This window comes from Stenotrophomonas sp. AR029 (genome assembly GCF_047520695.2).
GTDB classification, from domain to species: Bacteria; Pseudomonadota; Gammaproteobacteria; order Xanthomonadales; family Xanthomonadaceae; genus Stenotrophomonas; species Stenotrophomonas sepilia.
Genome location: NZ_JAXBQQ020000002.1, coordinates 312,730 through 336,741 on the forward strand (window position 1 = coordinate 312,730; position 24,012 = coordinate 336,741).

Sequence of the window (24,012 nt, forward strand, 5' to 3'; positions counted from 1 at the left end):
TTCCCGCATCCGGTAGATCCACGCCACGCATGGATGCAGCAATCACCGAAGGTCGACGAATCCGTTGTCCGCCAGCGGTGCCGGATCGTCCTGCACCGCCGACAGCACGAAGCTCAACGCCTTGCCCAGCAAGGTGCCCGGGCCATCCCAGTATTCGGCGCTATCGGCGCGCACGTGGATCAGGCGAAGGTTGGGGTCTTCCTTGCCGGCGGGGAAGAACAGCTTCATCGCCGGCGACCACAGCTCTTCGATCTTCGCGCGATCATCGACAACCCGCGCCCGCCCCGCCACAGACACATAGGTGTTCTTCGATGGCGAGGCATAGGCCACATTGACGCGCGGGTCGAGCGCGATCTCGGCCACCTTCGGGCTGTCGGCGGTGATCACGAACCACAGGTCACCGTCGAAGGCGACCTGCTGGGTGGCCAACGGCCGGCTGTAGAGTCGCCCGTCGACGCCGGTGGTGGTGAACATCGCCACCTCCACGTCCTTGATCAGTTCAGCCAGCTGGGCAATGTGTTCGGCGCGGGTCTCGGCCATGGTGGGGACTCCAGAAGTGGGGAGCCCCCATCAGACGCGGATCGGCCGCAACGGGCCGTGACGCGGTTGTTCAGCCCGCGTGGCGGCCATGCCAGGCGTTCATCGCCAGCTCGAAGGAACGCAGGCGCGCACGATGGTCATACAGGTTGGCAGTAAGCATCAGCTCGTCAGGCTTGTGCCGCTCAACGAAAGCGGCGATACCCTCGGCCACCTGCTGCGGATCGCCCAGCACGGTGCAGGCCAGGGCCCGTTCCACGCCGAACTTTTCGTGCGGCTCCCAGAAGGCTTCAATGTCGTCGATCGGCGGCGGGATCTTGCCCGGCCGGCCGCGGCGCAGGTTGACGAAACTCTGCTGCTGGCTGGTGAACAGGCGACGCGACTCGGCCTCGCTGTCGCTGGCAACAACGTTCAGGGCCAGCATCGCGTGCGGCTGCTTCAACGTGGCCGAGGGGCGGAATTCGCGGCGGTACACCGCCAGCGCTTCGTCCATCACGTCCGGCGCGAAATGCGAGGCGAATGCATACGGCAGGCCCATCGAGGCCGCCATGCGTGCGCCAAACAGGCTTGATCCGAGGATCCAGGTCGGCACCCGCAGGCCACCACCCGGAACGGCCTGCACCGCCTGTCCAGGCTGGACCGGCTCGAAGTAGTGCAGCAGCTCGCGCACGTCCTGCGGGAACTGGTCGGCGCTGTCGAAATAGCGGCGCAGTGCACGTGCGGTCGGCTGATCGGTGCCCGGCGCACGGCCCAGGCCAAGGTCGATGCGGTCCGGATACAGCGAGGCCAGCGTTCCGAACTGCTCGGCCACCTGCAGCGGGGCATGATTGGGCAGCATGATGCCGCCCGCGCCGACCCGGATGCGTTGGGTGCCACCGGCAACATGACCGATCAGCACGGCGGTGGCGGCACTGGCGATGCCGGGCATGTTGTGGTGTTCGGCCAACCAGTAGCGGCGGTAGCCCAGCGCATCGGCGTGCTGGGCCAGTTCCAGCATGTTAGCGAAGGCGGCGGTGGTGTCACTGCCCTCGCAGACCGGGGCCAAGTCAAGGATCGACAACGGGATCATCAGGCGCTTTTCCGTCACAGGATCACCTCTGCATGGGGGCGGCCGGGCGCAGCGGCCAGTGACGGTGGCGGGATGCTGATTCCCGTAGGGCGGGTTCAGCGCCCACCGCGCTTGGTCCGGTAGAGCCGGCCGCTGGCCGGCGGGCAACGTGCCCTGGCAGCCGGCCAGCGGCCGGCTCTACCGGGCAAGCGTCAGAACGCGCTGGGGCGCGGCTCGGGCAGTGGCTGGTCGACCATCGGCTTCAGCTCGGCATCCAGCGCCACGCGCTCATCGAACACGAAGCAGCGGCCTTCGTAGCCTTCGCCGCCCACCTCCTCGAAGTAGCCGAGGATGCCGCCATCGAGCTGCAGCACATTGTCCATGCCGTCATTGACCATCCACAGCGCGGCCTTCTCGCAGCGGATGCCGCCGGTGCAGAAACTGACCACGGTGCTGTCCCGCAGCGCATCGCGATGCGGCGCCAGCGCCTCGGGCAGGTCGGTGAACTTGCGGATGGGCAACACCAGCGCATCCTTGAAGGTGCCGTACTCCACTTCCTGCAGGTTGCGGGTATCGAGCATCACCACCGGCTTGCCGGCGTCATCATGCCCCTGCCGCAACCAACGCTGCACGGTGGCCGGATCAACCGCTGGTGCGCGCGGATAGTCCAGCGGCTGGCCGTCATCGCGGCGGAAGCTGATGATCTCGTCCTTCACCTTGGCCTTCAGCCGCGCGAACGGCTGATGCTTGCTCAGGCTGGTCTTGACCCGCATGTCGGCGAAACGCGCATCGGCATGCAGCGCTGCATAGAAGCCCTCAACCGCCTCCGGCGCCCCCGCCAGAAACAGGTTCAGTCCCTCGCCCGCCACCAGGATCGTGCCGCGCAGCTGCGCCGTCTCGGCAAGGGCCAGCAGCTGGTCGCACAGGGCCTGGGGGGCGTCGATGACGGCGAAATGATAGGCAGCGGTATTGGCGATCATCCCGCAATTTTAGCGCCTCCCGCCCGCACAGACAGATTCAGGGGTCAGAGCCCTCTGCGCGGCAGAGGGATCCGACCCCGGCAGGTACCCAGAACTTGTCAGAGGCGGGGCGGTGTGGGCAGGCGGGACCGTTGGCGCCATGGGCCCGAGGCATGCCTCGGGCGGGTTGGGCAGGACGCCCAACCCCGGTCTTGCCGTGTGCGTAGGACAGCGCACACGAGCAAGGCGCCATCGAGCCCCCAGGGGTGAGGCGCTTTGCTTGCGAAGCACTGCTTCGCAAGCGCCCGAACGCACAGCCGCCAGCGGCTGGGCCGGACCGCGAAGCGGGGTCTACGGCGTGTCCCGCCTGCCCACACCGCCGCGCCATCCCACGGAAACCAGCTTTTGACGTTGCCGTTGCCTCTGCGGGTGCCGGGTGCAACCCGGCCGCGCCCCCTTACCCCCGCAACAGCACGAACGGCAGCAACACCAGTGCCGCCGCACCGGCCATCGCCAGCAGCACCAGCACCACATAGGCCGGCCGGCGCCGGAACAGGCTGCCGAATGTCTCCGCCGTCCCCTCGCGCAATGCCTGCTCGCGTTCAGCCCGCACGCGCACGCCGCGCGCCGCCTGGTACTCCGCCATCAGCGCCTTCGCACGCGGATGATCAGCGTCGTCGCGCAGCCACAGGCCACCATTGGAAATGCCCCACGGGCTGGGTTCGGTGCGATACCAGGCGATGCCGTGCTGATCGAGCAGCGTGCAGACATCGGCATATTCGTCGTCGCCGACATTGCGCAGATTGAGCAGGAGTTTTGCCATGGCCCCATGATACCCGGCGCCGATGCGCTACCCTTGCCGCCCTCGCCCCGCGCCCTTCTGGAGACGCCCGATGCGCCGCCTGCTGCTTCCCCTGCTGCTGTCCCTCGCCGCCGCTGGCTGCTCGACCGAACCATCCGGCCCGCCGCCCGGCGGCACGCTGACGACCTTCGAGCGGATCGATACCGCGCCCGGCACCGGCGCCGAAGCCATCGCCGGCAACAAGGTCACGGTGCACTACACCGGCTGGATCTACGACAACCGTACCGAGACCAAGCACGGCAAGACCTTTGACAGCTCCTTCAAGCACGGCGAGCCGTTCACCTTCGCGCTCGGCGCCGGCCAGGTCATCCGCGGCTGGGACGAGGGCGTGGCCGGCATGAAGGTCGGCGGCAAGCGCACGCTGATGATTCCGCCGGACTACGGTTACGGGGACCGCAAGGTCGGCCCGATTCCGGCGGGCTCGTCGCTGGTGTTCGACGTCGAGCTGCTCGATGTCAAACCGTAATGCCGCCATGCCCCATCGGGTGGTCGTCATTGGCGGCGGCCCGGCGGGCCTGTTCGCCGCCGAACGCCTGCGTGCCGCTGGGCTGGAGGTCGACCTGTACGAGGCCAAGGGGTCGCCTGGCCGCAAGTTCCTGATCGCCGGCAAGGGCGGCCTCAACCTCACCCATTCCGATCCGCGGCCGTTGTTCGACAGCCGCTACCGCGAGCAGGCCGCTGTGGTCGGCAGCTGGCTGGACGGCTTCGACGCACAGGCACTGCGTGACTGGGCCAACGGCCTGGGCGTGGAAACCTATGTGGGCAGCTCCGGCCGCGTGTTCCCGGTCGACCGCAAGGCGGCGCCGCTGCTGCGCGGCTGGGTGCGCCGGTTGAAGGAACAGGGCGTGCGCCTGCACGCCAACCACCGTTGGATCGGCTGGAGCGACGACGGCGCCCTGCGCTTTGCCACCGATGCGGGCGAAGTCGATGTCCGCGCCAATGCCACCGTGCTGGCGATGGGCGGGGGCAGCTGGCCGCAGCTGGGCAGTGATGGCGCCTGGGTCGTGCCACTGCAGGCGCGTGGCGTGGACATCGCGCCGCTGCAGTCAGCCAACTGTGGCTTCGACGTGGACTGGACGCCGTTCTTTGCCCAGCGCAATGCCGGCGCACCATTGAAGCCGGTGATCGCGCACTGGATCGACCTGGCTGGACAACCGCGGTCGCTGCAGGGCGAGTGCGTGGCCAGCGAATATGGCATTGAAGGCAGTCTGGTCTACGCGTTGGCCGCCGACCTGCGCGAGACCATCAACCGCGATGGCCACGCAATGCTGTGGCTGGACCTGGTGCCCGGTCGCGACGAGGCGCGCCTGCTGGCCGACCTGTCACGTCCCCGCAAGGGCCGAAGCTTCGGCGAGCACCTGCGCCGCCAGGCGGGTCTGGATGCGGTGAAGGCCGCACTCGTGTTCGAGATTCTTGGCAGGGAGGCCGGCAACGACCTGCCGGCTGTGGCTGCCACGCTCAAGCGCCTGCCGCTGCGCCTGCTGCGCCCAAGGCCGATGGCCGAGGTGATCAGCACCGCCGGTGGCGTGCGCCTGGATGCGCTGGATGACGGCCTGATGCTGCGGGCCGTTCCCGGCGTGTTCTGCGCCGGTGAAATGCTGGACTGGGAAGCCCCCACCGGCGGCTACCTGCTGACCGCGTGCTACGCCAGTGGCCGGCGTGCCGCCGAGGGCGTGATCGGTTGGTTGGCGGAGCGGTGACGCCTGCGGGGTAGCGTCGAGCCCATGCTCGACGCCACATCACCACGGCCTGCGCATGCTCACCGAGGCCAACGCCACACCGCTGGGATGCGCATAGGCTTCCTCACGCACGCTGACAAAGCCCTGCCGTTGATAGAACGGCACGGCATTGAGCGACGCCGACAGCACCACCTCGCGCTCACGATCGGCCATTGCCAACAGGCGCTGCATCAGCGCCTGGCCGATCCCCTCGCCGCCACGATCGGGATTGACAAACAACGCGTCGACTTCATTGGCATCGACATCAAAGACGCCGAAGCCGAGCAGGCCACCCTGCCCGTCCTCGGCCACCACGCATCCGCCCTGCGACAACAGCCGCGCGTACTGCGACGGTGGCGGCGAGGCCGACCACGGTGCAATGACCTCGGGAGGGTAATGGCTGCTGCAGGTTTCGCGCACACAGCGCGTGCGCAGCGCCCACAGCGTGGCGACATCGTCGATGCTACCGGTCCTGAACTGCATGGCGCCTCCTTGTAGCGCCGAGCCCATGCTCGGCTGCCTTTCTGTAGAGTCAAGCCATGCTTGACTGCTTTTCAATCAGTCATCGCGAGGTCGGAACGAAGAACAGCCGAGCATGGGCTTGGCTCTACAACATCACGCTACCGCGACTTGCTGGCGCGCAGAGCCTGGATCTTCGGCGGCGGCTGGAACGAGTCGCTGCGCGCATCGGCCCAGAATGCATGGAACACCGCATGGTCGGGCACCGTGTGCAGCAGCTCGCCCGGTTCCAGGTAACGGTAAAGCGACGCCAGCGAACGGATTTCCACCGGCGACACGCGACGCAGGATGTGCTCCGGCCCCAGCTCGGCCGGATCGTTCAGGCCCGCCGCGCACAACAGTTCCTTCAAGGCATGCAGCGTGTGCTCGTGATAGCTGTATACACGGGTGGCCTTGTCCGGTGCATCCAGATGCTTCCAGCGCGCGGGGTCCTGGGTCGCGATGCCGGTCGGGCACTTGTCGGTGTGGCAGCTCAACGACTGGATGCAGCCCAGCGCGAACATGAAGCCTCGGCCGGCATTGCACCAGTCGGCACCCAGCGCGATGGTGCGCGCGATGTCGAACGCACTGGTGATCTTGCCAGCGGCACCGATGCGGATGCGCTCGCGCAGGTCCAGGCCGACCAGGGTGTTGTGCACCAGCAGCAGTGCTTCATGCATCGGCACGCCGACATGGTCGACGAATTCAGCCGGTGCCGCGCCGGTGCCTCCCTCGGCGCCATCGACCACGATGAAGTCCGGCAGCAGCCCGGTTTCCTGCATCGCCTTGGCGATGCCGAACCATTCCCAGGGGTGGCCGATGGCCAGCTTGAAACCGACCGGCTTGCCACCGGACAACTCGCGCAGCCGGGCCACGAACTGCAACAGTTCGACCGGCGTCGAGAATGCCGAGTGACGCGACGGCGATACGCAGTCCACCCCCATCGGAACACCACGGGTCACCGATATTTCGGCGGTCACCTTTGGTGCCGGCAGCACGCCGCCGTGGCCCGGCTTGGCACCCTGCGACAGCTTGATCTCGATCATCTTGACCTGGTCATCGGTAGCGTTGGCGACGAAGCGCTCTTCGCTGAAACCACCCTTCTCGTCACGGCAGCCGAAGTAGCCCGAGCCGATTTCCCAGACCAGATCGCCGCCCATCTCGCGGTGGTAGGGCGAAATCGAACCTTCGCCGGTGTCGTGGTAGAAGCCGCCGCGCCGCGCACCTTCGTTCAATGCGCGGATCGCGTTGGCCGAGAGCGAACCGAAGCTCATCGCCGAGATGTTGAACACGCTGGCCGAATAAGGCTTGGCGCAGTTCGGCCCAATCAGCACGCGGAAATCATGCTTGGCAATGGAGGTGGGAGCCAGCGAATGGTTGATCCACTCGTAATCCACCGCGTAGGTACTGCGCAGGGTACCGAAGGGCACCGTGTCCATTTCGTTCTTTGCGCGCTGGTAGATCAGCGCACGCTGCTGGCGCGAGAACGGCACGTCCTCCAGGTCGCTCTGCACGAAGTACTGGCGGATTTCCGGGCCGATTGATTCCAGGCCATAGCGGAAATGCGCCATCACCGGATAGTTGCGGCGCAGCGTGCTGCGCTTCTGCAGCAGATCCCAGGTCCCCAGCGCCACCATCGCGGCAGTCAGGCCGACGCCCCAGTACCAGGCCGGCCAGATCGTGGCCAACCACAGGCAGATGGGAAACATCAGGATGGCGAGCAGGTAGACGATATACCGGTGCATGGCGTTCCTTGGTTGCAACTGCCTGCGAGTCTACCGCGCCGGCCGTCACCGGCGTTTACAGGCGACCGTCAACCACATTGCGCGGCCAGGCCGATTTCACGTCGTAGACGATGCCGCCGGGTGCCAGCAGCGCCTGGATTGCGGCGTCATCCATGGCTTTGAATCGGGCATGGGCCACTGCCAGGACTACGGCGTCGTAACTCCCCGCCACCGGCTCGGCCAGCCAGTGCACGCCCGCGTCGGCCAATGCCGCCGGGCCGACCCACGGGTCGCTGACCTCCACCTGTGCGCCGGCATCACGCAGGCGCTGCGCCAGTTCCAGCGCGCGGCTGTTGCGCAGGTCCGGGCAATCCTCCTTGAAGGTCACGCCCAGCACCAGGATACGCGACTGCGCAGGTACGCGGCCACGTTCGGCCAGCATTGCCAGCACACGCGACGCCACATGCTCGCCGACGCGGTTGTTGACCTGCCGCGCGGTGTGGATCAGGTCCGGGTGGTAGCCCACGCTCTCGGACTTGTGCAGCAGGTAGTACGGGTCCACGCCGATGCAGTGGCCGCCGACCAGGCCCGGCCGGAATGGCAGGAAGTTCCACTTGCTGCCGGCGGCGTCGAGCACATCCTGGGTGTCGATGCCGAGCCGGTCGAAGATCAGCGCCAGCTCATTGACCAGCGCGATGTTGACGTCACGCTGGATGTTCTCCACCACCTTGGCCGCTTCGGCCACACGCATTGACGGCGCCGGGAAGGTGCCGGCGGCGATGATGCGCTGGTAGAGGCCATCAATCACCGCAGCCACTTCCGGTGTCGACCCCGAGGTGATCTTGCGGATATCGGCCAGGCGGCGCTGGCGGTCGCCGGGGCTGACCCGCTCCGGGCTGTAACCACAGTAGAAGTCTTCGTTGAAGCGCAGCCCGGAAAGCTGCTCCAGCAACGGCACGCAGACCTCTTCGGTGGTGCCGGGGTAGACCGTGGATTCGTAGATCACCAGGTCACCCGCACGCAGGTGGCTGGCGATCAGCCGCGTTGCCGAACGCAGCGGCTCCAGATCGGGCTGCTCATAGGCGTCGATCGGGGTCGGCACGGTAACGATGTAGACATTGCAGGCATCGAGCAATGCCGGATCGCTGCCGTACTGCAACTGCTGTGCACTGGCCAGCTCATCGGCCTCCATTTCCAGCGTATGGTCCTGGCCGTCGCGGAGCTCGGCGATGCGATCAGCATCGATGTCGAAGCCCAGCGTGGGCCAGTGCCGGCCGAAGGCCACCGCCAGCGGCAGGCCCACGTAGCCCAGCCCGATCACCGCGAAGCGCGGCGCCGCTGCTGCCGCAAGCGGCGCGCTCAACGCCGCATCCCATGCAACGGCTGAAATCGCATGCGTACTGCCATGGGCATGGCCGACCTACTCATTCGCTTTGCCACTCCGGGAAGATCCATGCCAGAAAGGCTACAGCCTAACGGCCCGGGTGCCCGGCCGCCAAGGTGGGGTCAGGAGCCCAGTGCGACCGCGGCCGGCTCCAGTTCACCATCGGCGCCGGTCCAGGCCTGCAGCAGGCGCTCGAAGCCACCGCAGCCAAGCACGAAGCCCGGCCATGAGGCGTCGACGATCTGTACCAGCAGTTCTGCCTCAATGCGCCGGGTCCCCATCGACCAGCGCGGGAATGCCCGCTGCGCCACCGGCGCGCGGCACAGCACCTTCAGTTGTCCATGGCTGCGCGCATTGGCGATGCGCTGGTACACCGAATCGATGCCATCCTCCGGGCCTTCCAGGTACTGCAGGAAACGGCTGCCATCGAACATCAGCACACCCGTGACACCGGCTACTCGGTTGAATGCGGTGGCATCGGCCAGCAGGCGGTCAAGATCGGTTGTCTGCAGGTCGGCGCGGGCCTCGCTGGCATAGGCAATCGCGTGCAGCGACATCGGGTGGCTCCCCCCTGGGAACGATGCTTTGGACTATGACATGAATGGGAGCGACAGTTAAGCACACCGCCGCTCCACTGCAATCCGGTCGGGATTCCGCAGCTGGGCTACAATCGGCGCCGCGCTGCAGGCCCGGATGGCGAAACTGGTAGACGCATCGGACTTAAAATCCGCCGGGGGCAACCCCATGCCGGTTCGATTCCGGCTCCGGGCACCATCGCACTTTTCACGACGAACGTCAGATCGCACGCGAGTAGCGCGGCTGCTCGCAGGCCGCACGCAGGTACGGGTCGAAGCACATCGCCAGCAGCCGCAGCAACGGCCGTCCAGGCTCGCTGGCGCGCACTACACCGTCACGGTACTCGGCCAGACCGTCCTCCTGCAGCCGCTGCACCGAACGCAGGTCTTCGGCGAAGTACTGCTCGAAATCCACGCCATGGCGCTGGCCCAGCACCGCACCGTCCACTTCGCCCTGGCACATCAGCTGCTGGATCAGTTCTGCGCGCAGCTGGTCGTCGGCGCTGAGCGCCACGCCGCGCCACACCGGCAACTGCCCCTGGTCCACGGCATCCTCCCATGACGGCAGGTCGCGCGGATTCTGGCTGTAGGTGGCACCGATGTGGCTGATCGCACTCACGCCCAGGCCGAGCAGATCGGTATCGGCGTGGGTGGTATAGCCCATGAAATTGCGATGCAGCTGCCCGGCGCGCTGCGCGCGTGACAGATCTTCTTCCGGCAGTGCGAAGTGATCCATGCCGATGTACTGGTAGCCCGCAGTGGAGAGCCTCTCCACCGCCAGGCCCAGCAGCGCCAGCTTGTCTTCCGGCGAAGGCAAGCGGCGTTCGTCGATCTGCTTCTGTGCGCGGAACAGATGCGGCAGGTGTGCGTAGCCGTACACCGCCAGGCGATCCGGGCGCAATGCCAGCACCCGTTCCAGGGTGCGGCCAAACCCTTCCAGGCTCTGTCCCGGCAGCCCATAGATCAGGTCGACGTTGACCGAACGCATGCCGCTGTCGCGGCAGGCCTGCAGGATGTCCAGCGTCTGCTGCACGCCCTGCACGCGGTTGATCGCTTCCTGTACCTGTGGGTCGAAATCCTGCACGCCCAGGCTGGCGCGGTTGAAGCCCAGCCGCGCCAGCATGGCGACATCGCGGGTATCGATGAAGCGCGGATCGAGTTCGATCGAGAAATCGCGCTGCGGTGAATCGCTGAAATCGAAGCGCCGGCGCAGCCCTTCCACCAGCGTGGTCATCGCCTCGGCCTCGAGGAAATTCGGCGTGCCACCGCCCAGGTGCAGCTGGATGACTTCACGGCCGTCCTCGAACTGCGGCGCCAGCAGGTCGGCCTCGGCCAGCACGCGCGCGACGTAGCTGTGGCCACGGCCGCGGTCGCGGGTGATCACCCGGTTGCAGCCGCAGTAGAAGCAGGGACTGGAGCAGAACGGTACATGCACGTACAGCGACAGCGCGCGGGCCAGCTGGTTGCTGTCGGCGATTGCCTGGCGCAGCGCCGGCGCATCGAAGCCATCGTGGAAGTGAGGCGCGGTCGGATACGAGGTGTAGCGCGGCCCCGGCCGGTCATACCGGCGCAGCAGGTCGGGGTCGAAGGTCCAGGCAAGACCGCCGGCGGCGGGTGAGAACGTGTCCATGCCGCCAGCATCGCGCCGGGCGGACGCCACCGCCTTGACCCAGATCAATCGCGGGTGGGGATTTCCAGCACCGGCAGGCCGACCTGCGGCCAGCGCAGCATCTGGTAGCGCTTCCAGAAGGTGTCACCGATGCGCGCGGCCACGTCGTTGGCCAGCGCCTGCATGGGCGGGTTGCCGCACTCGGCGGTGGTGATCCGGAACAGCACCAGCCAGCGGTCGAACAGGTCCTTGTCCAGCTCGATGGCCATGTGCTTGGACATCGGCGAGCCCTTGAAGCGGCGCGTGCCGCGCAGCATTGCCGACCAGAAATCGACCAGCTGCGCCAGATGTTCCGGCCAGTCGTGGACGTGTGCCTCGAACACAGGCCCCAACCGCTCCTCCTCGCGCACGCGTGCATAGAAGTCGTGGACCAGGCGGGTCACTTCCTGCTCAGTGCACAGCCCGGGCGAGGCGACGGGCAGGACAGGCGGCGATATTGCGTTCATCGGGGTATCCAAAGCTTGCCGGCAGTGTGCCGTAGCCGGCCGGCACCGCCGTTGATCCAGATCAATGTCGGCGCAGTCCGCTGCACCTAGTCTGGCATTCCTGCAGGAAGCATGCCCTGCGGATGCTGCGCCAGCCTCGGCGGAGTATACGCGCCGCCCTCATTCCGACCCGGGACAGCATGAACAGACCCTCTCCCAGCCGCCGCCAGCAGCTGATCCAGCACTGGGGCGCCATCCTCTGGCCCAGCTTCATCGCTGCAGGCCTGGCCAGCGTGGTGTTCTTCGCCTTTGTCGACCCGCTGCGTCTGCAGGCGATCAGCTTTCCGGGTACGGCGATCAGCCGCGAACTGGGCTATACGGCAGGATTCTTCATGTTCTGGTCGGTGACCGCACTGTCCAGCGCGGTCACTTGGTACCTGCAGCGACCGATGCCAAGCGACGACGACGACGAGCTGCCGCTGGGATGAGTACGGCCTGCACCGGAATCCCACGCCGCTGGCATTGGCGCGCCGCACTCAGCATGCTCTTGCTGGCCTTGTTCTATGCCCTGCCATGGCTGCGCTGGAATGGGCGGCAGGCCCTGCTGCTGGACATCAACGCACGGCGCTTTGACCTGTTTGGCTGGACATTGTGGCCCGGCGATGTTGGCGTGCTGATAGGGTTGCTGGCGGTGCTGGCGGTGGGCCTCGCGCTGCTCACCCACCTCGTCGGCCGCATCTGGTGCGGCCACGCCTGCCCACAGACGCTATGGCGCCGCGCCTTCGACTGGATTGCGCGCGCCATGGCCCGGGCCTTGCCAGCGCCCGCCGTGCGCCCTGCCACCCAGGTGGCATGGGGGCTGCTGTCGCTGTGGACCGGCATCACGTTCGTCGGTCTGTTCAGCCCGATCGAAGAACTGGTGGCCGCCGCGCCGCATGCCGGCTGGAGCGGCTGGGAAACGTTCTGGGTGCTGTTCTATGCCGCCGCCACCTGGGGCAATGCCGGCTTCCTGCGCGAGCAGGTGTGCCGTTCGCTGTGCCCGTTCGCGCGCCTGCAGCCGCTGCTGACCGATCCGCATACACCCCGCATGTTGTACGACGCGCGCCGCGGCGAACCGCGCGGCATGCGTCCGTCGGGGCTGGGGGGCGTGCTCGGACGCGGCCGTGGCCTGCTCGACCCGACCACCGCACAGGACTACGTGTTCCGCGCTGCACATCCGCTGCTGGCCGGACCGATGCCCACCTTCAGCGCCGACCGCCTGGGCGACTGCACCGATTGCGCTGCCTGTGTCAGCGCCTGCCCGATGCAACTGGATATCCGCCAGGGACCTCAGGCCGATTGCCTGGCCTGCGGCGCCTGCCTGGAGGCCTGCTCGCGGCAGCAGCACCAGGCCGGTTTCGGCCCGGGGCTGGTGCGCTACTGCAGTCCGCAGGCCATGGCCGGGCAACCGCGGCAATGGTGGCGACCGCGGACCCTGGCACTGCTGTCGATACTGCTGGCGCTGTTGGCCTGCGGCGCCTGGCGCCTGCTTTGAATCAACGGATCAACGCGGCCCGTTGGCGTGCGGCGGCACCAGCTGCGCACGTCGGACGATGCCCAGCTGCTCGATGATCAGCGCCATTTCATTGGTGACTTCGGTACGCTCGGTCCCCTGCGGGACCAGGCGGTCCAGCACCTGCTGGTAGGTATCCCAGAACGCCGGACCGCATCCGTGTTTGTGATAACTGGCTTCCAGTTCGCGGCGTACCCGTTCAGCCAAGCCATGCATGCCGTATTCCATACGACCTCCGTTGGACTTGTTCTGCATCGTTGACGGTCTACCGACTCACTTGCGAGCTACTGAAAGACTCCCGGGCTTCACGTCCGGTTGATCCCAATTAGTCATAGATTTCACGACAGGTCAATTACATACCGCGACTTTCGTGATCGAAATTATTAATCGTTCACGAAACCACATACGGGGAGACGGGGTGCCCGGATGGGCCGGACCCGACACACTGCCCCGATTTCCCCGGCCCCGCCCTGGTAGGCGCCATTGATGGGCCAGCCCCGTTTCATCGAAGTTTCCAATATTGCTAAGCATACTTAGCAAATGCCGCTTAGGGTGCTATATGCGACAAAAGGCGGCGCAGTTTAGGCTTACTCGCCCTGCGTATCCTCAGTCGCGGGGAACAGGTTGGGATAGCGCTGATGCAGGATGTATTGGCGTAGCGCAGGAATCGGGAAGTTCTTGGGCCATTGCGACACGGCAGATCGGCTTATGCCAAAAAAGCGCGCCAGTTCGGCATCGGTCCGGAAACCCAGCCGGGCGCGTACCTGCCCCTTGCTCCAGAATTCGGTCACGGTCGGTCCTTCTGTTAACCAGACTTATTCTTGGAACAAGGGAACTTTGCGATCCACGCGTTAAGCTGGCTTGCATAGATGAATACTCTCGGCCAACGACTCGCCATTGCCATGAAGAAAGCCGGGCACCCTCGCCCGGCCGATCTGGCCCGCGCCGCCGATTCGACGACGGCAACCATCAGCAACTGGCTCAACGACCATGTCAGCCCCGCCCATGTGAAGGCCGAACAGCTGTTCCGCATCGCCGATGCGGCCAAACTGGACGCGCGTGAACTGCTGTACGGCGTGAGCGGGCTTGGCGTCGGTGAGCGGGGCAATACCTATATCCCCAGCCAGGCCCACCTGGATGTCTGGCAGGACGCCTACGAACTGGTCAGCCATCTGGTGGAGGAGAAGGGATTGCAGATCGACCATCGCCGCCACGCGGCCCTGGACCTGCTGGCCTTCGAACTGCTGATGGACGGCTTCAGCCGCAGCAAGGTCATCCGGGTGCTGACGACCTCGATGACGTGAATGCACTACCACTGGTAGCATGGTCGCGGATGGGGATGGGGCTCCCCCGATAACCGCCCGAAAGGGCTGATGGCTCCTGCCAGGACGAACCGGTCTTCGTCGATGGCGGGCCGTGCCTGCCGTCGGCGTTCGCCATCAAATCAGCGAACCCGCAACCGAGGCATGTGATGCACGCATTGAACAATTATCTGCTGGTCTTCGTCGGCGGCGGGCTCGGCGCCTGCCTTCGCCATGCCTGCAACCTGATCGGTACGCGGGTAGCGGTCGGCAGCCCGTGGCCGTGGTCGACCTTCCTGATCAACATCAGCGGTGCACTGCTGATGGGCGCGCTGGTCGAAGCCTTCGCCCTGCGCAATGGCGCGTCGCCGCAGCTGCGCCTTCTGCTGGCCACCGGCGTCCTCGGCGGCTACACCACATTTTCTACCTACGCACTGGAAATCGGACTGCTGCTGCAGCGCGGCCAGCATGGCCTGGCAGCGTTGTACGCCGGCGGTTCGGTGGCACTGGGCCTGGTTGGCCTGTTCGGTGGCATGAAACTGGCCCGGCTGGTGCTGGGCTGAGGCTCAGCCCGCGCCGGCGCGGGCCTGTCCGCGCCACTCCCGCGGCGACTGTCCGGTATGTGCCTTGAATGCACGCGACAGTGCGGCTTCGCTGCCATAGCCGACGTCGTCAGCGATCCGCTTCAATGGGCGCCCCTGGCGCAGCGCCTGCTGTGCCAGGCCCACCCGCCAACCCTGCAGGTACTGGCCCGGGGTAGTGCCCATCGCCTCACGGAAACTGGCAGCAAATACGCTGCGTGACATGCCGGCCACCTCGGCCAGGTCTTCCAGGGTCCAGGACTGTGCGGGCGCTTCATGCATCGCCACCAGCGCCAGCCGCAGCCGCGGATGCCCCAGCCCGGCAAACAGGCCACCACGCATCTTCCCCCCTTCCATCAGCTGCCGCAGCACCTGGATCATCACCACCTCGAACAGCCGGTTGACCATCGCCGCACGCCCGCAGCGCTGCTCGAAGGCTTCTTCGAACAGCAGCTCCAGCGCTGCGTTGCCGCCGTACAGATCGGCCAGCGGCAGGCAGATGAAATCGGGCAACGCCGCGCTGATCGGGTTGAGCCGCCCGCCCTCGAAATGCAGATTGGCGCAGGCCATGTCGGCGCCGTGCTGCGGATCGGTGCTGAACCGATGCGGCATCGGCCGTGGGTACAGCAGCAGGCTCGGCACCTCGACCTGGACGGTCTGCTGGCCATGGCTGACCTGCAACGGGCCACGTCGCACCAGATGCAGCTGCCCGGCGTCATCCTCGCCCGCCAGCGAGTTGATGCCGCACAGCGCGCCGGCATGGAACACCGAGGCGGTAACCGCAAAGCGTTCAAGCAGAATGGCGAGACGGTCGACCATGACGGGACCCTGGGTAAAGTAGAAAGAGATCAAGGCGACACATCGTATCGGAATCACCCCCGTAGCGGACGTGATCAACTCGGGGAGCGGGCGCCCCCCCCCCAGCCCGCCCTTCCTGCGGCAGTGCAGCGCGCGCAACATTTCGCTGGCATCTATGCTCGGGGTCATTCCCGCATGGAATGACCCCGATGCCCGCCCTGCTTCGATGCGCCCTCGCCCTCGGCCTGCTGCTGCCTTCGACGACCTTGCTGGCGTCAGCGCCAACGGCGGCACGCACGCTGAGCGGCGAGCTGCAGGGCGCGCCGTGGCGCCTGGACGTGCCGGCCGACTGGAACGGTGACCTGGTGATGCTGGCGCACGGCTACGAGCCGGTAGGCGTGCCACGTGCTACGCCGATGGCCGCCAATGACGGCACCGCGCCACTGCTGGCTGCAGGCTACGCCGTCGCGCAGAGCGCCTATGCCAGCCAGGGCTGGGCGGTGGCCGATGCGATCACCGACATGGAACGCCTGCGCCGGCATGCAGTGGCTGAACTCAAGCATGTGCGCCATGTCTGGATGCTGGGATTTTCGATGGGCGGCGCCGTGACCCTCGCCAGCCTCGAGCGGTTCCCGCAACACTACGCCGGTGGTGTGTCGCTATGCGGCGCCAATCTCAGTGGCGAACAGATCGCGAGTAATCTGCTGACCACGCTGGTCGCTTTCGATTACTTCTTTGCCAAGGCCGAAGGCCTGCCGGCTGCGGGACTGGTCTCACGCGAAGCGGCTGCGCTGCCACAGGGCGAACTGTACCAAGGCATCTCCAATGCGCTGCAACGCAGCCCGTCACATGCCGCGTTGCTGGCACAGCGGCTGCAGGTGTCAGCTGATGCACTGGCCGGCACGATCAGCCTGCATGCTCTGGTCCTGCACGAACTGGCCACGCGCAGTGGCGGCATGCCGGTGGGCAACACAGGTGTGGCTTACAGCGGCTTCGGTGACGACATGGCGTTCAATGCCGGCGTGCAACGTGTCGACGCCGTGCCTGCCGCGCAGGCCGCTGTCCGCAGGGAGCTGGCATTGAGCGGTGCGTTGAGGCGACCGCTGGTGATCCAGTTCAACAACAACGACCCGACGATCGTGCCGCGCATGCAGACGGTGTATCCGCAGACGGCCGCACGGGCCGGCGCCCGTCCGCTGCCACAGGTGCTGCCGCCCGTTGGCGAAGGCCATTGTGGCTTCTCCGGCGCGCAGATCATCGAGGCGTTGAAGGCCGCGCAGCGTTGAGCAATCGCGGCCCACGCGCAGGTCAGCCGCCCAGCGTGCCCATCGTGAAGGTGTAGCCCGAGCTCATCAGGAATTCGCGCATGCGCATTTCCGCGCGCCGTGGTGAGGCCAGGTTGGCCGGCGCGTACAGGGCATACACCAGGCCCGACCCTTCGATATGCTCGCGGCGCACCCCGCAGCGGGCGGTTTCCGAGGCGATGACCCATCCGTCCTTCAGCCGATCAGGGCCAATGGATTGCCCGTTCTTCAAGCGGAAGGTCAACCAGCGCACATCTGCCGTGACTTTGCTCATTTCCGTTTCGCTCCGTGGCTGGAACGACGCGTGATGTCCTTGCTCGCCATTGCGGCTCCCTGAGACGTGGAACTCGACCATAGCGCCTTTCCATGTCGTGGCCCGCTGAGACTGGTGACCGGGGCGTGGCGGACTGCTGCAGGTGAAGCAGCGCGGCGTCGGAAATGGCGGCGGCAGGGAGCATCCTGCCGGCGCAGTTCACAGGCAGGGAACCCGACTCACGCAGCGCGGTCGCTGCCCTGGTTCAAGGCGTGCAGCGCATCGGCCAGCGCCTGGATTTCGGCACGCAGGGCCAGCCGCTGCAACCACCGCCCGGGGATTCCGCGCGCACCATGGAATGCGCCCGCCAGCTGCCCCGCAATGGCGGCCGTGGTGTCGGCGTCCTCGCCAAGATTGGCCGCCTCGAGTACGACGGCTTCAAAGGTGTCGTGGCGATCAAAGCACCAGAGTGCAGCTTCCAGACTGTCGACAACATAGCCATTGCCACGGATCTGCTCACGCGCGGCACCGCGGTAGCCGCCCGCCGCGATCTGCCGCAGCCGCGCGCTCTCGACAGGGACATTGCTGAGATCCAGCACCGCGTCACGGGTGCCACCTGCCAACGCCCGCTCCAGCGCGACCGCCAGCAAGCGGCACGCCTCCAGGCACTCCTGCGCAGCGTGCGTCGTTCGCGAACTCAGCGCGGCCATTGCCTGCAGGTCGGGAGTCCCGGCGTAGCGCAATGCCACCGGCGCCAAACGCATGATCGAGCCATTGCCAGCGCTGCGTGGGTCGTCACTACCCGCCAGCGGTTGGCCGTCCTGCAGGAACCGGTCGATGGCAGCCCGCGTTGCCATACCGATATCGAAGCACTCGCCGGTCGCACTCCAGTACCCATGCTGGTACCAGTTGGCGTAGCGGTTCATCTGATCGTGCACATCCAAGGTGTCACAACGCACCAGGCTCTCGGCCAGGCACATCGCCATGGAGGTATCGTCGGTCCATTGCCCCGGCTGCAGCTGGAACGGCCCACCACCTACCATGTCGGTGATCGGGGTGAAGCTGCCACGAGGCTTGAACTCCAGCGTGGTACCGACGGCATCGCCGCACGCGAGGCCGAGCAAGGCGCCGCGGAAGTGATCAATCTGGTTCATCACACGAGTGTAGCGCCGCCGCATCTGACATGACTGACTGCCGGGCGGTGATCGCGCGAGCGGGGAATTGATCGCAGCAAAACAAAAAAGCCCTGACCGGAGTCAGGGCTTTTCAATTGGAGGCCTCAAGCGGAATCGAACCGCTGTAAACGGATTTGCAATCCGGTGCATAGCCACTCTGCCATGAGGCCAACGTACTGCGCGCCAGGAACCTAGCCCTGACAAGACAAAACCCCAAGATGGGGCCTGTCGGAACATGGAGCGGGAAACGAGACTCGAACTCGCGACCTCAACCTTGGCAAGGTTGCGCTCTACCAACTGAGCTATTCCCGCGTAAGCCGACATGCTACCGGAAATCCGGAAAACACACCAGCGATTTCACTTTTCTGACTGCGCGCAAAGCCTTGTGGCCCAACGCGCCCCGCCTTGCCGTGGCGGGAGAAAAACAAGGCCCCTACCGGGGCCCTGTAGAATCTGGAGCGGGAAACGAGACTCGAACTCGCGACCTCAACCTTGGCAAGGTTGCGCTCTACCAACTGAGCTATTCCCGCAGATTCCATTCGACCTGCGTCGAAGGAGCGCTATTGTGTCCAAATTCCTTCACGCCGTCAACAGTCTTCACATCATGCGGTCACGGGCGTCCGCACTGGGTTACGCTGCCCCGCCCAAGCACGGACACCCCCGATGCCGAGACGCTACGTCCGCCTGTTCTGGTTGCTGGTCGCGCTGACCTGGTTGGCGCTGATCGCCGCACTTGTCAATGCGGGCTTCACTCCGGACTACTGGCTGCTGCATCGCCTGGAAGGCACCCAGCTGCCCTATCCGACCAGCACCGTCATCGTGTTCGCGTTGCTGGGCACGGTTGAACTGGTGGTGGCGGCACTGATCGTGCGCCCGTGGAAACTCAAACGCCTGTGGCTGCGCCTGCTTATCGCCTTCGCCCTGCTGCTGGTGTGGTCGATACCGTGGATGCTGTCGGCGATGCACCAGCCGCCGGTACAAGGCATGCACCTGCTGTGGTTGCTGCTGCTGGACGTGGGATTGCTGCTGGCGCTGTGCGTGGTGTCGGCGGTGAGCGCGTGGCGGGCGCTCTGGCGGCGCGGGTCACCACAGACTCCCCCGCCGCAGCGCTAGAGGCTTACTTCCGGAACTCCACCCGCACGTGCTGGCCGAAGCGCGCCTTGGCTTGCCCGTCGAACTCCAACACGCACTCCACCACCTTGGCCATGCCACGTCCTGCATCTTCAGGCAGGCGTGCCTGCGCAAACACCGGACTGATGCGCACCACGCGTGCAGGCGGCAGCGTGCCCATGTTCTCCGCACCATCACTGTCCGGCACGACAGTAGCCTTCATGCCCACCTGCACGGCATCGGCGTAGGCGGCGCTGAGTTCGGCGCGCACCTGCAGCGGGCGCGCCGGCAACAACGAGATCGCCGGCTTGCCGGCCTGCACGAAGGCGCCGGCGCCCGGCACCTGGCCGACCACGGTGCCGGCTTCCGGCGCGCTCAACGACATCTGCTGCAGTCTCAGCTTCGCGTGCTCCAGCTTGTGCTGCGCCATGTCGACCTGCGCACCGGCCACGTCGACATCGGCACGCACACCGGCCAACTGCTGTTTGGCCGCATCGGCCTGCTGGTTCGAGGACACACCTTCGCTGGCGCCCGTGGACAGGCGGGTGGCGTTGCGTTCCAGTTCGCGCAGCTGCGCCTGGCTGCCCTTCAGGCGGTCATTGGCCAAGGCCAGATCGGCGGTGGCCATTGCCACTTCCTGCTGCAACAGGGCGCCATCCAGCGACAGCAGCAACTGCCCCTTCTTCACCGTGGCGCCTTCCTTCACCGGCGCTGCAGTGATCGAGCCATCCACTGGCGGCGCCAGTGCGATCAGGCCACCTTCGACGTCAATGATGCCCCGCGCCACGGCGACCTTGCCGGCGGCGGCAGTACCCTCCTTGCCTGAGGGGGCCGATGCAGCGGTAGGCGCTTCCCTGGAACAGGCGCCGAGCAGCAGTGCCGCGGACAGGGCCAGGCTGAGGGGAAGCAGATGCGACGTCTTGGTCATGGGGCGGACTCTACGGTTTCGTTCTGGCGGCGGTCATCACGGACCATGCCGTCTTCCATGGCGATCACCCGATCGGCATGCCGGATCAGGCGCGGATCGTGGCTCACGCACAGCACGGTGGCGCCATGCGCACGTGCGTATCGATGCAGGATGTCGATCACGCGCTGGCCGTTCTCGGCATCCAGCGCGCTGGTGGGTTCGTCTGCGAAGATCAGGGTCGGCGACTTGGCAAACGCGCGGGCAACCGCCACGCGCTGTTTCTCGCCACCGGACAGCTGCGCCGGGCGCATGTGGCTTCGATGGCCGAGGCCGACTTCTTCCAGCGCCTTGCGGGCCAGCGGCTCGCTTTCGCGATTGCGCATGCCGCGGTAGCCCAGTGGCAGCTGCACCTGCTCCAGCGCGGTCAGTGCCGGGAACAGGTTGAAGCCCTGGAACACGAAGCCGACATGGTGCAGGCGGAAACGCTCCACTTCACTGCGGGTCATGTGGCCCACATCCTGGCCCAGCGCGTGCACGCGACCGCCATCGGGCGCGGACAGGCCGGACAGCAGCGACAGCAGCGTGCTCTTGCCGCAGCCGGACGGGCCGGATACCAGGGTCAGCTCGCCGGGATAGATGTCCAGCGACAGGCCGCGCAGCACCGGCACCTGCACATCACCGGACATGAAGCCTTTTTCCAATGCGTCGGCCCGCAGGGTCGGAGCGACGGCGCGTGTAGAAGTCATCGGCCGGTCCTCAACGCAGCAGCAACGATGGATCGGAGCGGACGACACTGCGCACCGCCATGATGCTGGAGAGCATGGCCATCACCGCCACCAGCGCCACGCAGCCGAGGATCACCATCGGTGTCAGCTGCACCGGCACGCGCTGGGTCTGCGCGATCAACAGCACCACCGTGCTGAAGGCTGCCGCCAGCAACATGCCCACGCCGCCGATCAGCAAGGCCTGCTCGAACACCACCCGCGCCAGCGCGTAGCGACCGGCACCGAGCGCATTGAGCGTGGCGTACTCGCGCACTGAGCCAGCCACCACCGACGCGAACGACTGGTTGGTGATCACCGCGCCGACGAAGCAGACGATGACGGCCATGAACAACACCGCGATGCCCGCGCCGGTATCGAACAACCAGTACTGCTGAGAGCGGCTGGCGAATTCCGGCGCGGTCCAGAACTCGACCGGCGTGGCCCGGCCCATCGACGCGGACAAGCGGTCACGCACACGACCGGCCAGGTCCGGCGAGCGCAGGCCCGCCACGAAGTAGGTACTGCCCTCATGTGGGTCGGTACCGGCGATGGCACGCGCAGTATCCAGCGAGGCCAGCACGTTGACGCCGCCCAGGCCCCGCAGGCCCGGTTGTGCAGCGACCACGCGCACCGCCTTGCCATTGATCCAGGCACGGTTGTTCTGCAGGTCCACGCCCAGCGTATCCAGATCGGCGCTGTCGACGATCACCGCACCCGGCTCGCGCAGCTGCGCGCGCAGGTTGGCAGGGAGGATGCGCGCGAACATCATCGCATCGTCCCGGGTGGAGATACCGGACAGGTACACCGACACATTGCCGGTGCCCTGCGCGCCGGATCGCCATTCGCCATCGACCCACTCGTAGGGCTCGACGCGGGTGACATCCGGGTCCATGCGTAGATGGCTTTCCACATCCGCGCTGATTGCATGGCCGTAATTCACACTCTGGGTGCCGGGGAAACCAGCCCAGATATCAGCCGAGGACGCTTTCACATAGATCGCAGCGGTACCGAAGATGCCCAGCACCAGTGCGGCCTGCACGATCAACAGCACACCGGCAAAACACATCGCCAGCACCACCGGCAGGAACCGGCGCCACTCATAGGCCAGGGTCTTGCGGGCGAGTGCGATCATTGTGGTTCGCCCTCACCCTCGGCAGGCAGCGGGGCGCCGCCGAGGGCGCGGTAGAGCGATGCAAAGGCCAGAACGCGCGCACCCTGCGCAGCGATCAGATCAGCCTGCGAGGCGAGTGCGGCGCGTTGCGTGTCGAGTCCATCGAACTCGCTGGACAGACCCAGCTGCACCTGCCGCGCCTGGCGCTTGACCTGCTGCCCGGCGGCGTCGTTGGCCGCGCGCAACGACTGGATGCTGCTGTCCTGCCGCGCCAGGCTGCCCAGCGCGCCTTCCACTTCGCTCACGCCTTCCAGCACCGCCTTGCGGTATCCCAGCAAGGCGGCATCCAGCTGCTTTTCATTGGCATGGAAGCGCGCGCGACGCTGGCCCCAGTCCCATAGCGGAATATCGATGTACGGGCCGATCGACGGGCTCGAATCGGAATTGGAGCGGGCGTTCTGGGTGAGGTTGTACGCGTACAGGATGGAGCCGCCAAGGCTGACCCGTGGATACATCGCTGCGCGCGCCGAACCCTTGCTGGCCGCTGCCTGCATCACCTCTGATTCGGCCAGCAGGATCTGCGGGCGGTAGCGCAGCAGATCCGCAGGGACCTGCTGCAGCGAGAATGCACCGAGCTTCGGCGGCGCGCGGTACGCGCGCCAGGCGGGATCCGGCCCGTCACGCCCCAGCAGCAGCGCCAGCGCGCGGGCCGCGTTGTCCGCATTTTCGCGGGCCTGCGCCTTCGCTGCCCGGGTCGCCGCCTGGCGCGCGCGCAGGCGTTCCAGCTCGCCCGGCTCATCCAGGCGCAGGCGCAGGCGAACCCGTGCCAGTTGTTCGCCGCGATCATCCACGGCCTGCTGTCTGACCAGCAGATCCTGCTGGGCCTGCGCTACGGTCAGGTCCAGATAGCTGCGCACCACGTCGGCAATCACCGCCACTTGTGCGGCATTGCGCAACGCCTCGGCATTACCGGCCGAGGCCTGCGCGCTGAGATGGGCACTCTCGGCGGCGCCGAACAGGCCCAGGTCCCAGATCGCTTCGATGCCCGCATGGAAATAGGTGTCGACCGCGGCGGCGTCCTGTACCTGCTTGGCGCTGGCCGAGATCTCCGGCAGGAAGCGCGAATCCGAGGTGCCGGCGACGATCCGCACTGCCTGCAGGCGCAACGTGGCCTGCTGCAGATCAAGGTTGCCGGCGATGGCTTGATCGACCAGGCCGTCCAGCGCCGGGTCGGCCAGCACCTTCCACCACTGCCTGGCCTCCACCGCCACGCCCTGGCCCTGCGGCACCTGGGTCCAGGTGCTGGGGGTGCGATCAGGCAGGTCCGGAGCCGGCACCGACATGCAACCTGCCAGCGCCAGGCTGGTCAGCAGTGCGCCCGGGCGCAGCAATGCTTGCAGGGAGAGTCCGCGCCCGGTCCTGGGCACTGCCACTGGAGTGATACGCCTGACCACCAGCCCGCCAACGTGTAGAAGGAGCATGAAGGCTACCGTGCGATTGTGGAGCGAACATGGAGAATTGGTCCGAAAACGGTCACAACACGCGTGCGGTTCAGGCAACGATGGTGTTGGCCTTTCGCCAGCCTTTCAGTGCATGCGACGCGCGAAACGCTGGTGCAACATCCAGGCCATTGCGTCTTGTTGACGCGCTCTCCGCTTCCCTCGCCTGCGGTCGTCCCCACGACCGATGCGTCCCGCCATTCCGATTGCGACACTGACCTCGGATTCGTCACGCCGGGCGAGTGATATCACGCCCGC

27 protein-coding genes, 4 tRNA genes and 1 riboswitch are annotated in these 24,012 nt (G+C 66.4%); of the genes, 9 read left to right on the top strand and 22 right to left on the bottom strand.

Features of this window, described 5'->3' with window-relative positions; translation table 11 throughout:
• Nucleotides 1–42 precede the first annotated feature (42 nt).
• The 4 genes from ACM0PB_RS07960 to ACM0PB_RS07975 all read right to left on the bottom strand — a co-directional run bounded on the left by ACM0PB_RS07960 (nt 43) and on the right by ACM0PB_RS07975 (nt 3,367).
• Nucleotides 43–540 carry a pyridoxamine 5'-phosphate oxidase family protein gene (locus ACM0PB_RS07960; RefSeq protein WP_005416015.1) on the bottom strand — a complete coding sequence of 166 codons (498 nt, stop codon included), beginning with the start codon at nt 538–540 and terminating at the stop codon, nt 43–45.
• A gap of 70 nt (nt 541–610) precedes the next feature.
• On the bottom strand, nt 611–1,606 hold the full coding sequence (locus ACM0PB_RS07965; protein ID WP_005416014.1) for an LLM class flavin-dependent oxidoreductase: 996 nt from the start codon (nt 1,604–1,606) through the stop codon (nt 611–613).
• Nucleotides 1,607–1,797: 191 nt separating this feature from the next.
• Nucleotides 1,798–2,565, bottom strand: coding sequence for a sulfurtransferase (locus tag ACM0PB_RS07970; protein WP_065179308.1), 768 nt, complete (start codon nt 2,563–2,565; stop codon nt 1,798–1,800).
• Between the two features lie 436 nt (nt 2,566–3,001).
• On the bottom strand, nt 3,002–3,367 hold the full coding sequence (locus tag ACM0PB_RS07975; RefSeq protein ID WP_065179309.1) for a DUF6164 family protein: 366 nt from the start codon (nt 3,365–3,367) through the stop codon (nt 3,002–3,004).
• 70 nt (nt 3,368–3,437) lie between these two features.
• Here ACM0PB_RS07975 and ACM0PB_RS07980 point away from each other — a divergent pair, with 70 nt between their 5' ends.
• Nucleotides 3,438–3,872: an FKBP-type peptidyl-prolyl cis-trans isomerase gene (locus ACM0PB_RS07980; RefSeq protein WP_414604770.1), complete on the top strand. Its 435-nt coding sequence runs from the start codon at nt 3,438–3,440 to the stop codon at nt 3,870–3,872.
• On the top strand, nt 3,859–5,106 hold the full coding sequence (locus tag ACM0PB_RS07985) for a TIGR03862 family flavoprotein (protein ID WP_111127135.1): 1,248 nt from the start codon (nt 3,859–3,861) through the stop codon (nt 5,104–5,106). Before ACM0PB_RS07980 ends, ACM0PB_RS07985 begins: the two co-directional genes overlap by 14 nt.
• 39 nt (nt 5,107–5,145) lie before the next feature.
• On the opposite strand, the gene ACM0PB_RS07990 is transcribed toward ACM0PB_RS07985, so the two are convergent.
• The 4 genes from ACM0PB_RS07990 to ACM0PB_RS08005 all read right to left on the bottom strand — a co-directional run bounded on the left by ACM0PB_RS07990 (nt 5,146) and on the right by ACM0PB_RS08005 (nt 9,287).
• Entirely contained in the window at nt 5,146–5,607 is a 462-nt protein-coding gene (locus ACM0PB_RS07990) for a GNAT family N-acetyltransferase (RefSeq protein WP_053500365.1), read from the bottom strand.
• Between the two features lie 137 nt (nt 5,608–5,744).
• Nucleotides 5,745–7,367, bottom strand: coding sequence for an FMN-binding glutamate synthase family protein (locus tag ACM0PB_RS07995; protein ID WP_065179312.1), 1,623 nt, complete (start codon nt 7,365–7,367; stop codon nt 5,745–5,747).
• 55 nt (nt 7,368–7,422) lie between these two features.
• Nucleotides 7,423–8,709 (bottom strand): nucleotide sugar dehydrogenase, encoded by a 1,287-nt coding sequence (locus ACM0PB_RS08000; RefSeq protein ID WP_005416007.1) that lies wholly within the window; start codon nt 8,707–8,709, stop codon nt 7,423–7,425.
• Nucleotides 8,710–8,852: 143 nt separating this feature from the next.
• A complete protein-coding gene (locus ACM0PB_RS08005; RefSeq protein WP_005416006.1) occupies nt 8,853–9,287 on the bottom strand; it encodes a BLUF domain-containing protein in 435 nt (144 codons plus the stop codon).
• Between the two features lie 130 nt (nt 9,288–9,417).
• Here ACM0PB_RS08005 and ACM0PB_RS08010 point away from each other — a divergent pair.
• Nucleotides 9,418–9,504: transfer RNA gene (locus tag ACM0PB_RS08010), tRNA-Leu, on the top strand.
• Nucleotides 9,505–9,525: 21 nt separating this feature from the next.
• Here ACM0PB_RS08010 and hemN read toward each other — a convergent pair.
• Entirely contained in the window at nt 9,526–10,935 is a 1,410-nt protein-coding gene (hemN, locus tag ACM0PB_RS08015; protein WP_414604771.1) for an oxygen-independent coproporphyrinogen III oxidase, read from the bottom strand.
• Between the two features lie 44 nt (nt 10,936–10,979).
• Complete coding sequence (locus ACM0PB_RS08020; protein ID WP_032954077.1) at nt 10,980–11,420, bottom strand: group III truncated hemoglobin; 441 nt, start codon at nt 11,418–11,420, stop codon at nt 10,980–10,982.
• A gap of 179 nt (nt 11,421–11,599) precedes the next feature.
• On the opposite strand from ACM0PB_RS08020, the gene ACM0PB_RS08025 reads away from it, so the two are divergent.
• Together ACM0PB_RS08025 and ACM0PB_RS08030 are read left to right on the top strand one after the other, a co-directional pair.
• A complete protein-coding gene (locus tag ACM0PB_RS08025; RefSeq protein ID WP_014036651.1) occupies nt 11,600–11,887 on the top strand; it encodes a hypothetical protein in 288 nt (95 codons plus the stop codon).
• Nucleotides 11,884–12,933, top strand: coding sequence for a 4Fe-4S dicluster domain-containing protein (locus ACM0PB_RS08030; protein WP_065179313.1), 1,050 nt, complete (start codon nt 11,884–11,886; stop codon nt 12,931–12,933). The genes ACM0PB_RS08025 and ACM0PB_RS08030 overlap by 4 nt, the downstream gene beginning before the upstream one ends.
• 9 nt (nt 12,934–12,942) lie before the next feature.
• On the opposite strand, the gene ACM0PB_RS08035 is transcribed toward ACM0PB_RS08030, so the two are convergent.
• Entirely contained in the window at nt 12,943–13,179 is a 237-nt protein-coding gene (locus ACM0PB_RS08035; RefSeq protein WP_005416001.1) for a hypothetical protein, read from the bottom strand.
• 359 nt (nt 13,180–13,538) lie between these two features.
• Nucleotides 13,539–13,742 carry a helix-turn-helix domain-containing protein gene (locus ACM0PB_RS08040; RefSeq protein WP_005416000.1) on the bottom strand — a complete coding sequence of 68 codons (204 nt, stop codon included), beginning with the start codon at nt 13,740–13,742 and terminating at the stop codon, nt 13,539–13,541.
• Nucleotides 13,743–13,853: 111 nt separating this feature from the next.
• On the opposite strand from ACM0PB_RS08040, the gene ACM0PB_RS08045 reads away from it, so the two are divergent.
• Both ACM0PB_RS08045 and crcB read left to right on the top strand, forming a co-directional pair.
• Entirely contained in the window at nt 13,854–14,255 is a 402-nt protein-coding gene (locus tag ACM0PB_RS08045; protein ID WP_061478466.1) for a helix-turn-helix domain-containing protein, read from the top strand.
• Between the two features lie 22 nt (nt 14,256–14,277).
• Nucleotides 14,278–14,341, top strand: a riboswitch (Fluoride riboswitch).
• Nucleotides 14,342–14,422: 81 nt separating this feature from the next.
• Nucleotides 14,423–14,815: a fluoride efflux transporter CrcB gene (gene crcB, locus ACM0PB_RS08050; protein WP_053500374.1), complete on the top strand. Its 393-nt coding sequence runs from the start codon at nt 14,423–14,425 to the stop codon at nt 14,813–14,815.
• A 3-nt stretch (nt 14,816–14,818) separates the two neighbouring features.
• Here the strand turns inward: crcB and ACM0PB_RS08055 are convergent, their stop codons facing one another.
• Nucleotides 14,819–15,652 (bottom strand): AraC family transcriptional regulator, encoded by an 834-nt coding sequence (locus ACM0PB_RS08055; protein ID WP_065195794.1) that lies wholly within the window; start codon nt 15,650–15,652, stop codon nt 14,819–14,821.
• 188 nt (nt 15,653–15,840) lie between these two features.
• On the opposite strand from ACM0PB_RS08055, the gene ACM0PB_RS08060 reads away from it, so the two are divergent.
• Nucleotides 15,841–16,917: an alpha/beta hydrolase family protein gene (locus ACM0PB_RS08060; protein ID WP_171955952.1), complete on the top strand. Its 1,077-nt coding sequence runs from the start codon at nt 15,841–15,843 to the stop codon at nt 16,915–16,917.
• A 22-nt stretch (nt 16,918–16,939) separates the two neighbouring features.
• Here ACM0PB_RS08060 and ACM0PB_RS08065 read toward each other — a convergent pair whose 3' ends face one another.
• The 5 genes from ACM0PB_RS08065 to ACM0PB_RS08085 all read right to left on the bottom strand — a co-directional run bounded on the left by ACM0PB_RS08065 (nt 16,940) and on the right by ACM0PB_RS08085 (nt 18,893).
• A complete protein-coding gene (locus tag ACM0PB_RS08065) occupies nt 16,940–17,209 on the bottom strand; it encodes a hypothetical protein (RefSeq protein WP_005415995.1) in 270 nt (89 codons plus the stop codon).
• Between the two features lie 218 nt (nt 17,210–17,427).
• Nucleotides 17,428–18,342 carry an ADP-ribosylglycohydrolase family protein gene (locus tag ACM0PB_RS08070; RefSeq protein WP_065195792.1) on the bottom strand — a complete coding sequence of 305 codons (915 nt, stop codon included), beginning with the start codon at nt 18,340–18,342 and terminating at the stop codon, nt 17,428–17,430.
• 117 nt (nt 18,343–18,459) lie between these two features.
• A tRNA-Cys gene (locus ACM0PB_RS08075) sits at nt 18,460–18,533 on the bottom strand.
• Nucleotides 18,534–18,599: 66 nt separating this feature from the next.
• A tRNA-Gly gene (locus ACM0PB_RS08080) sits at nt 18,600–18,675 on the bottom strand.
• A 142-nt stretch (nt 18,676–18,817) separates the two neighbouring features.
• Nucleotides 18,818–18,893 (bottom strand) — tRNA-Gly (locus ACM0PB_RS08085).
• A gap of 133 nt (nt 18,894–19,026) precedes the next feature.
• Here ACM0PB_RS08085 and ACM0PB_RS08090 point away from each other — a divergent pair.
• Nucleotides 19,027–19,476, top strand: a complete 450-nt coding sequence (locus ACM0PB_RS08090; protein ID WP_171955951.1) for a hypothetical protein — start codon at nt 19,027–19,029, stop codon at nt 19,474–19,476.
• A 4-nt stretch (nt 19,477–19,480) separates the two neighbouring features.
• On the opposite strand, the gene ACM0PB_RS08095 is transcribed toward ACM0PB_RS08090, so the two are convergent.
• From ACM0PB_RS08095 to ACM0PB_RS08110, 4 genes are read right to left on the bottom strand one after another with little or no spacing between them, the layout of a single operon-like run.
• Entirely contained in the window at nt 19,481–20,401 is a 921-nt protein-coding gene (locus ACM0PB_RS08095; RefSeq protein WP_329889341.1) for an HlyD family secretion protein, read from the bottom strand.
• Nucleotides 20,398–21,126, bottom strand: coding sequence for an ABC transporter ATP-binding protein (locus ACM0PB_RS08100; protein WP_065179820.1), 729 nt, complete (start codon nt 21,124–21,126; stop codon nt 20,398–20,400). Before ACM0PB_RS08100 ends, ACM0PB_RS08095 begins: the two co-directional genes overlap by 4 nt.
• A 10-nt stretch (nt 21,127–21,136) precedes the next feature.
• A complete protein-coding gene (locus ACM0PB_RS08105) occupies nt 21,137–22,276 on the bottom strand; it encodes an ABC transporter permease (RefSeq protein WP_005415989.1) in 1,140 nt (379 codons plus the stop codon).
• Nucleotides 22,273–23,736: a TolC family protein gene (locus tag ACM0PB_RS08110; protein ID WP_171955949.1), complete on the bottom strand. Its 1,464-nt coding sequence runs from the start codon at nt 23,734–23,736 to the stop codon at nt 22,273–22,275. Before ACM0PB_RS08110 ends, ACM0PB_RS08105 begins: the two co-directional genes overlap by 4 nt.
• Nucleotides 23,737–24,012 lie beyond the last annotated feature (276 nt).

Coding starts and splice junctions, on each gene's coding strand:
- ACM0PB_RS07960 (WP_005416015.1), bottom strand. CDS start 540: ATGGCCGAGACCCGCGCCGAACACATTGCCCAGCTGGCTGAACTGATC.
- ACM0PB_RS07965 (WP_005416014.1), bottom strand. CDS start 1,606: ATGATCCCGTTGTCGATCCTTGACTTGGCCCCGGTCTGCGAGGGCAGT.
- ACM0PB_RS07970 (WP_065179308.1), bottom strand. CDS start 2,565: ATGATCGCCAATACCGCTGCCTATCATTTCGCCGTCATCGACGCCCCC.
- ACM0PB_RS07975 (WP_065179309.1), bottom strand. CDS start 3,367: ATGGCAAAACTCCTGCTCAATCTGCGCAATGTCGGCGACGACGAATAT.
- ACM0PB_RS07980 (WP_414604770.1), top strand. CDS start 3,438: ATGCGCCGCCTGCTGCTTCCCCTGCTGCTGTCCCTCGCCGCCGCTGGC.
- ACM0PB_RS07985 (WP_111127135.1), top strand. CDS start 3,859: ATGTCAAACCGTAATGCCGCCATGCCCCATCGGGTGGTCGTCATTGGC.
- ACM0PB_RS07990 (WP_053500365.1), bottom strand. CDS start 5,607: ATGCAGTTCAGGACCGGTAGCATCGACGATGTCGCCACGCTGTGGGCG.
- ACM0PB_RS07995 (WP_065179312.1), bottom strand. CDS start 7,367: ATGCACCGGTATATCGTCTACCTGCTCGCCATCCTGATGTTTCCCATC.
- ACM0PB_RS08005 (WP_005416006.1), bottom strand. CDS start 9,287: ATGTCGCTGCACGCGATTGCCTATGCCAGCGAGGCCCGCGCCGACCTG.
- hemN (WP_414604771.1), bottom strand. CDS start 10,935: ATGGACACGTTCTCACCCGCCGCCGGCGGTCTTGCCTGGACCTTCGAC.
- ACM0PB_RS08020 (WP_032954077.1), bottom strand. CDS start 11,420: ATGAACGCAATATCGCCGCCTGTCCTGCCCGTCGCCTCGCCCGGGCTG.
- ACM0PB_RS08025 (WP_014036651.1), top strand. CDS start 11,600: ATGAACAGACCCTCTCCCAGCCGCCGCCAGCAGCTGATCCAGCACTGG.
- ACM0PB_RS08030 (WP_065179313.1), top strand. CDS start 11,884: ATGAGTACGGCCTGCACCGGAATCCCACGCCGCTGGCATTGGCGCGCC.
- ACM0PB_RS08035 (WP_005416001.1), bottom strand. CDS start 13,179: ATGGAATACGGCATGCATGGCTTGGCTGAACGGGTACGCCGCGAACTG.
- ACM0PB_RS08045 (WP_061478466.1), top strand. CDS start 13,854: ATGAAGAAAGCCGGGCACCCTCGCCCGGCCGATCTGGCCCGCGCCGCC.
- crcB (WP_053500374.1), top strand. CDS start 14,423: ATGCACGCATTGAACAATTATCTGCTGGTCTTCGTCGGCGGCGGGCTC.
- ACM0PB_RS08055 (WP_065195794.1), bottom strand. CDS start 15,652: ATGGTCGACCGTCTCGCCATTCTGCTTGAACGCTTTGCGGTTACCGCC.
- ACM0PB_RS08060 (WP_171955952.1), top strand. CDS start 15,841: ATGCCCGCCCTGCTTCGATGCGCCCTCGCCCTCGGCCTGCTGCTGCCT.
- ACM0PB_RS08065 (WP_005415995.1), bottom strand. CDS start 17,209: ATGAGCAAAGTCACGGCAGATGTGCGCTGGTTGACCTTCCGCTTGAAG.
- ACM0PB_RS08070 (WP_065195792.1), bottom strand. CDS start 18,342: ATGAACCAGATTGATCACTTCCGCGGCGCCTTGCTCGGCCTCGCGTGC.
- ACM0PB_RS08090 (WP_171955951.1), top strand. CDS start 19,027: ATGCCGAGACGCTACGTCCGCCTGTTCTGGTTGCTGGTCGCGCTGACC.
- ACM0PB_RS08095 (WP_329889341.1), bottom strand. CDS start 20,401: ATGACCAAGACGTCGCATCTGCTTCCCCTCAGCCTGGCCCTGTCCGCG.
- ACM0PB_RS08100 (WP_065179820.1), bottom strand. CDS start 21,126: ATGACTTCTACACGCGCCGTCGCTCCGACCCTGCGGGCCGACGCATTG.
- ACM0PB_RS08105 (WP_005415989.1), bottom strand. CDS start 22,276: ATGATCGCACTCGCCCGCAAGACCCTGGCCTATGAGTGGCGCCGGTTC.
- ACM0PB_RS08110 (WP_171955949.1), bottom strand. CDS start 23,736: ATGCTCCTTCTACACGTTGGCGGGCTGGTGGTCAGGCGTATCACTCCA.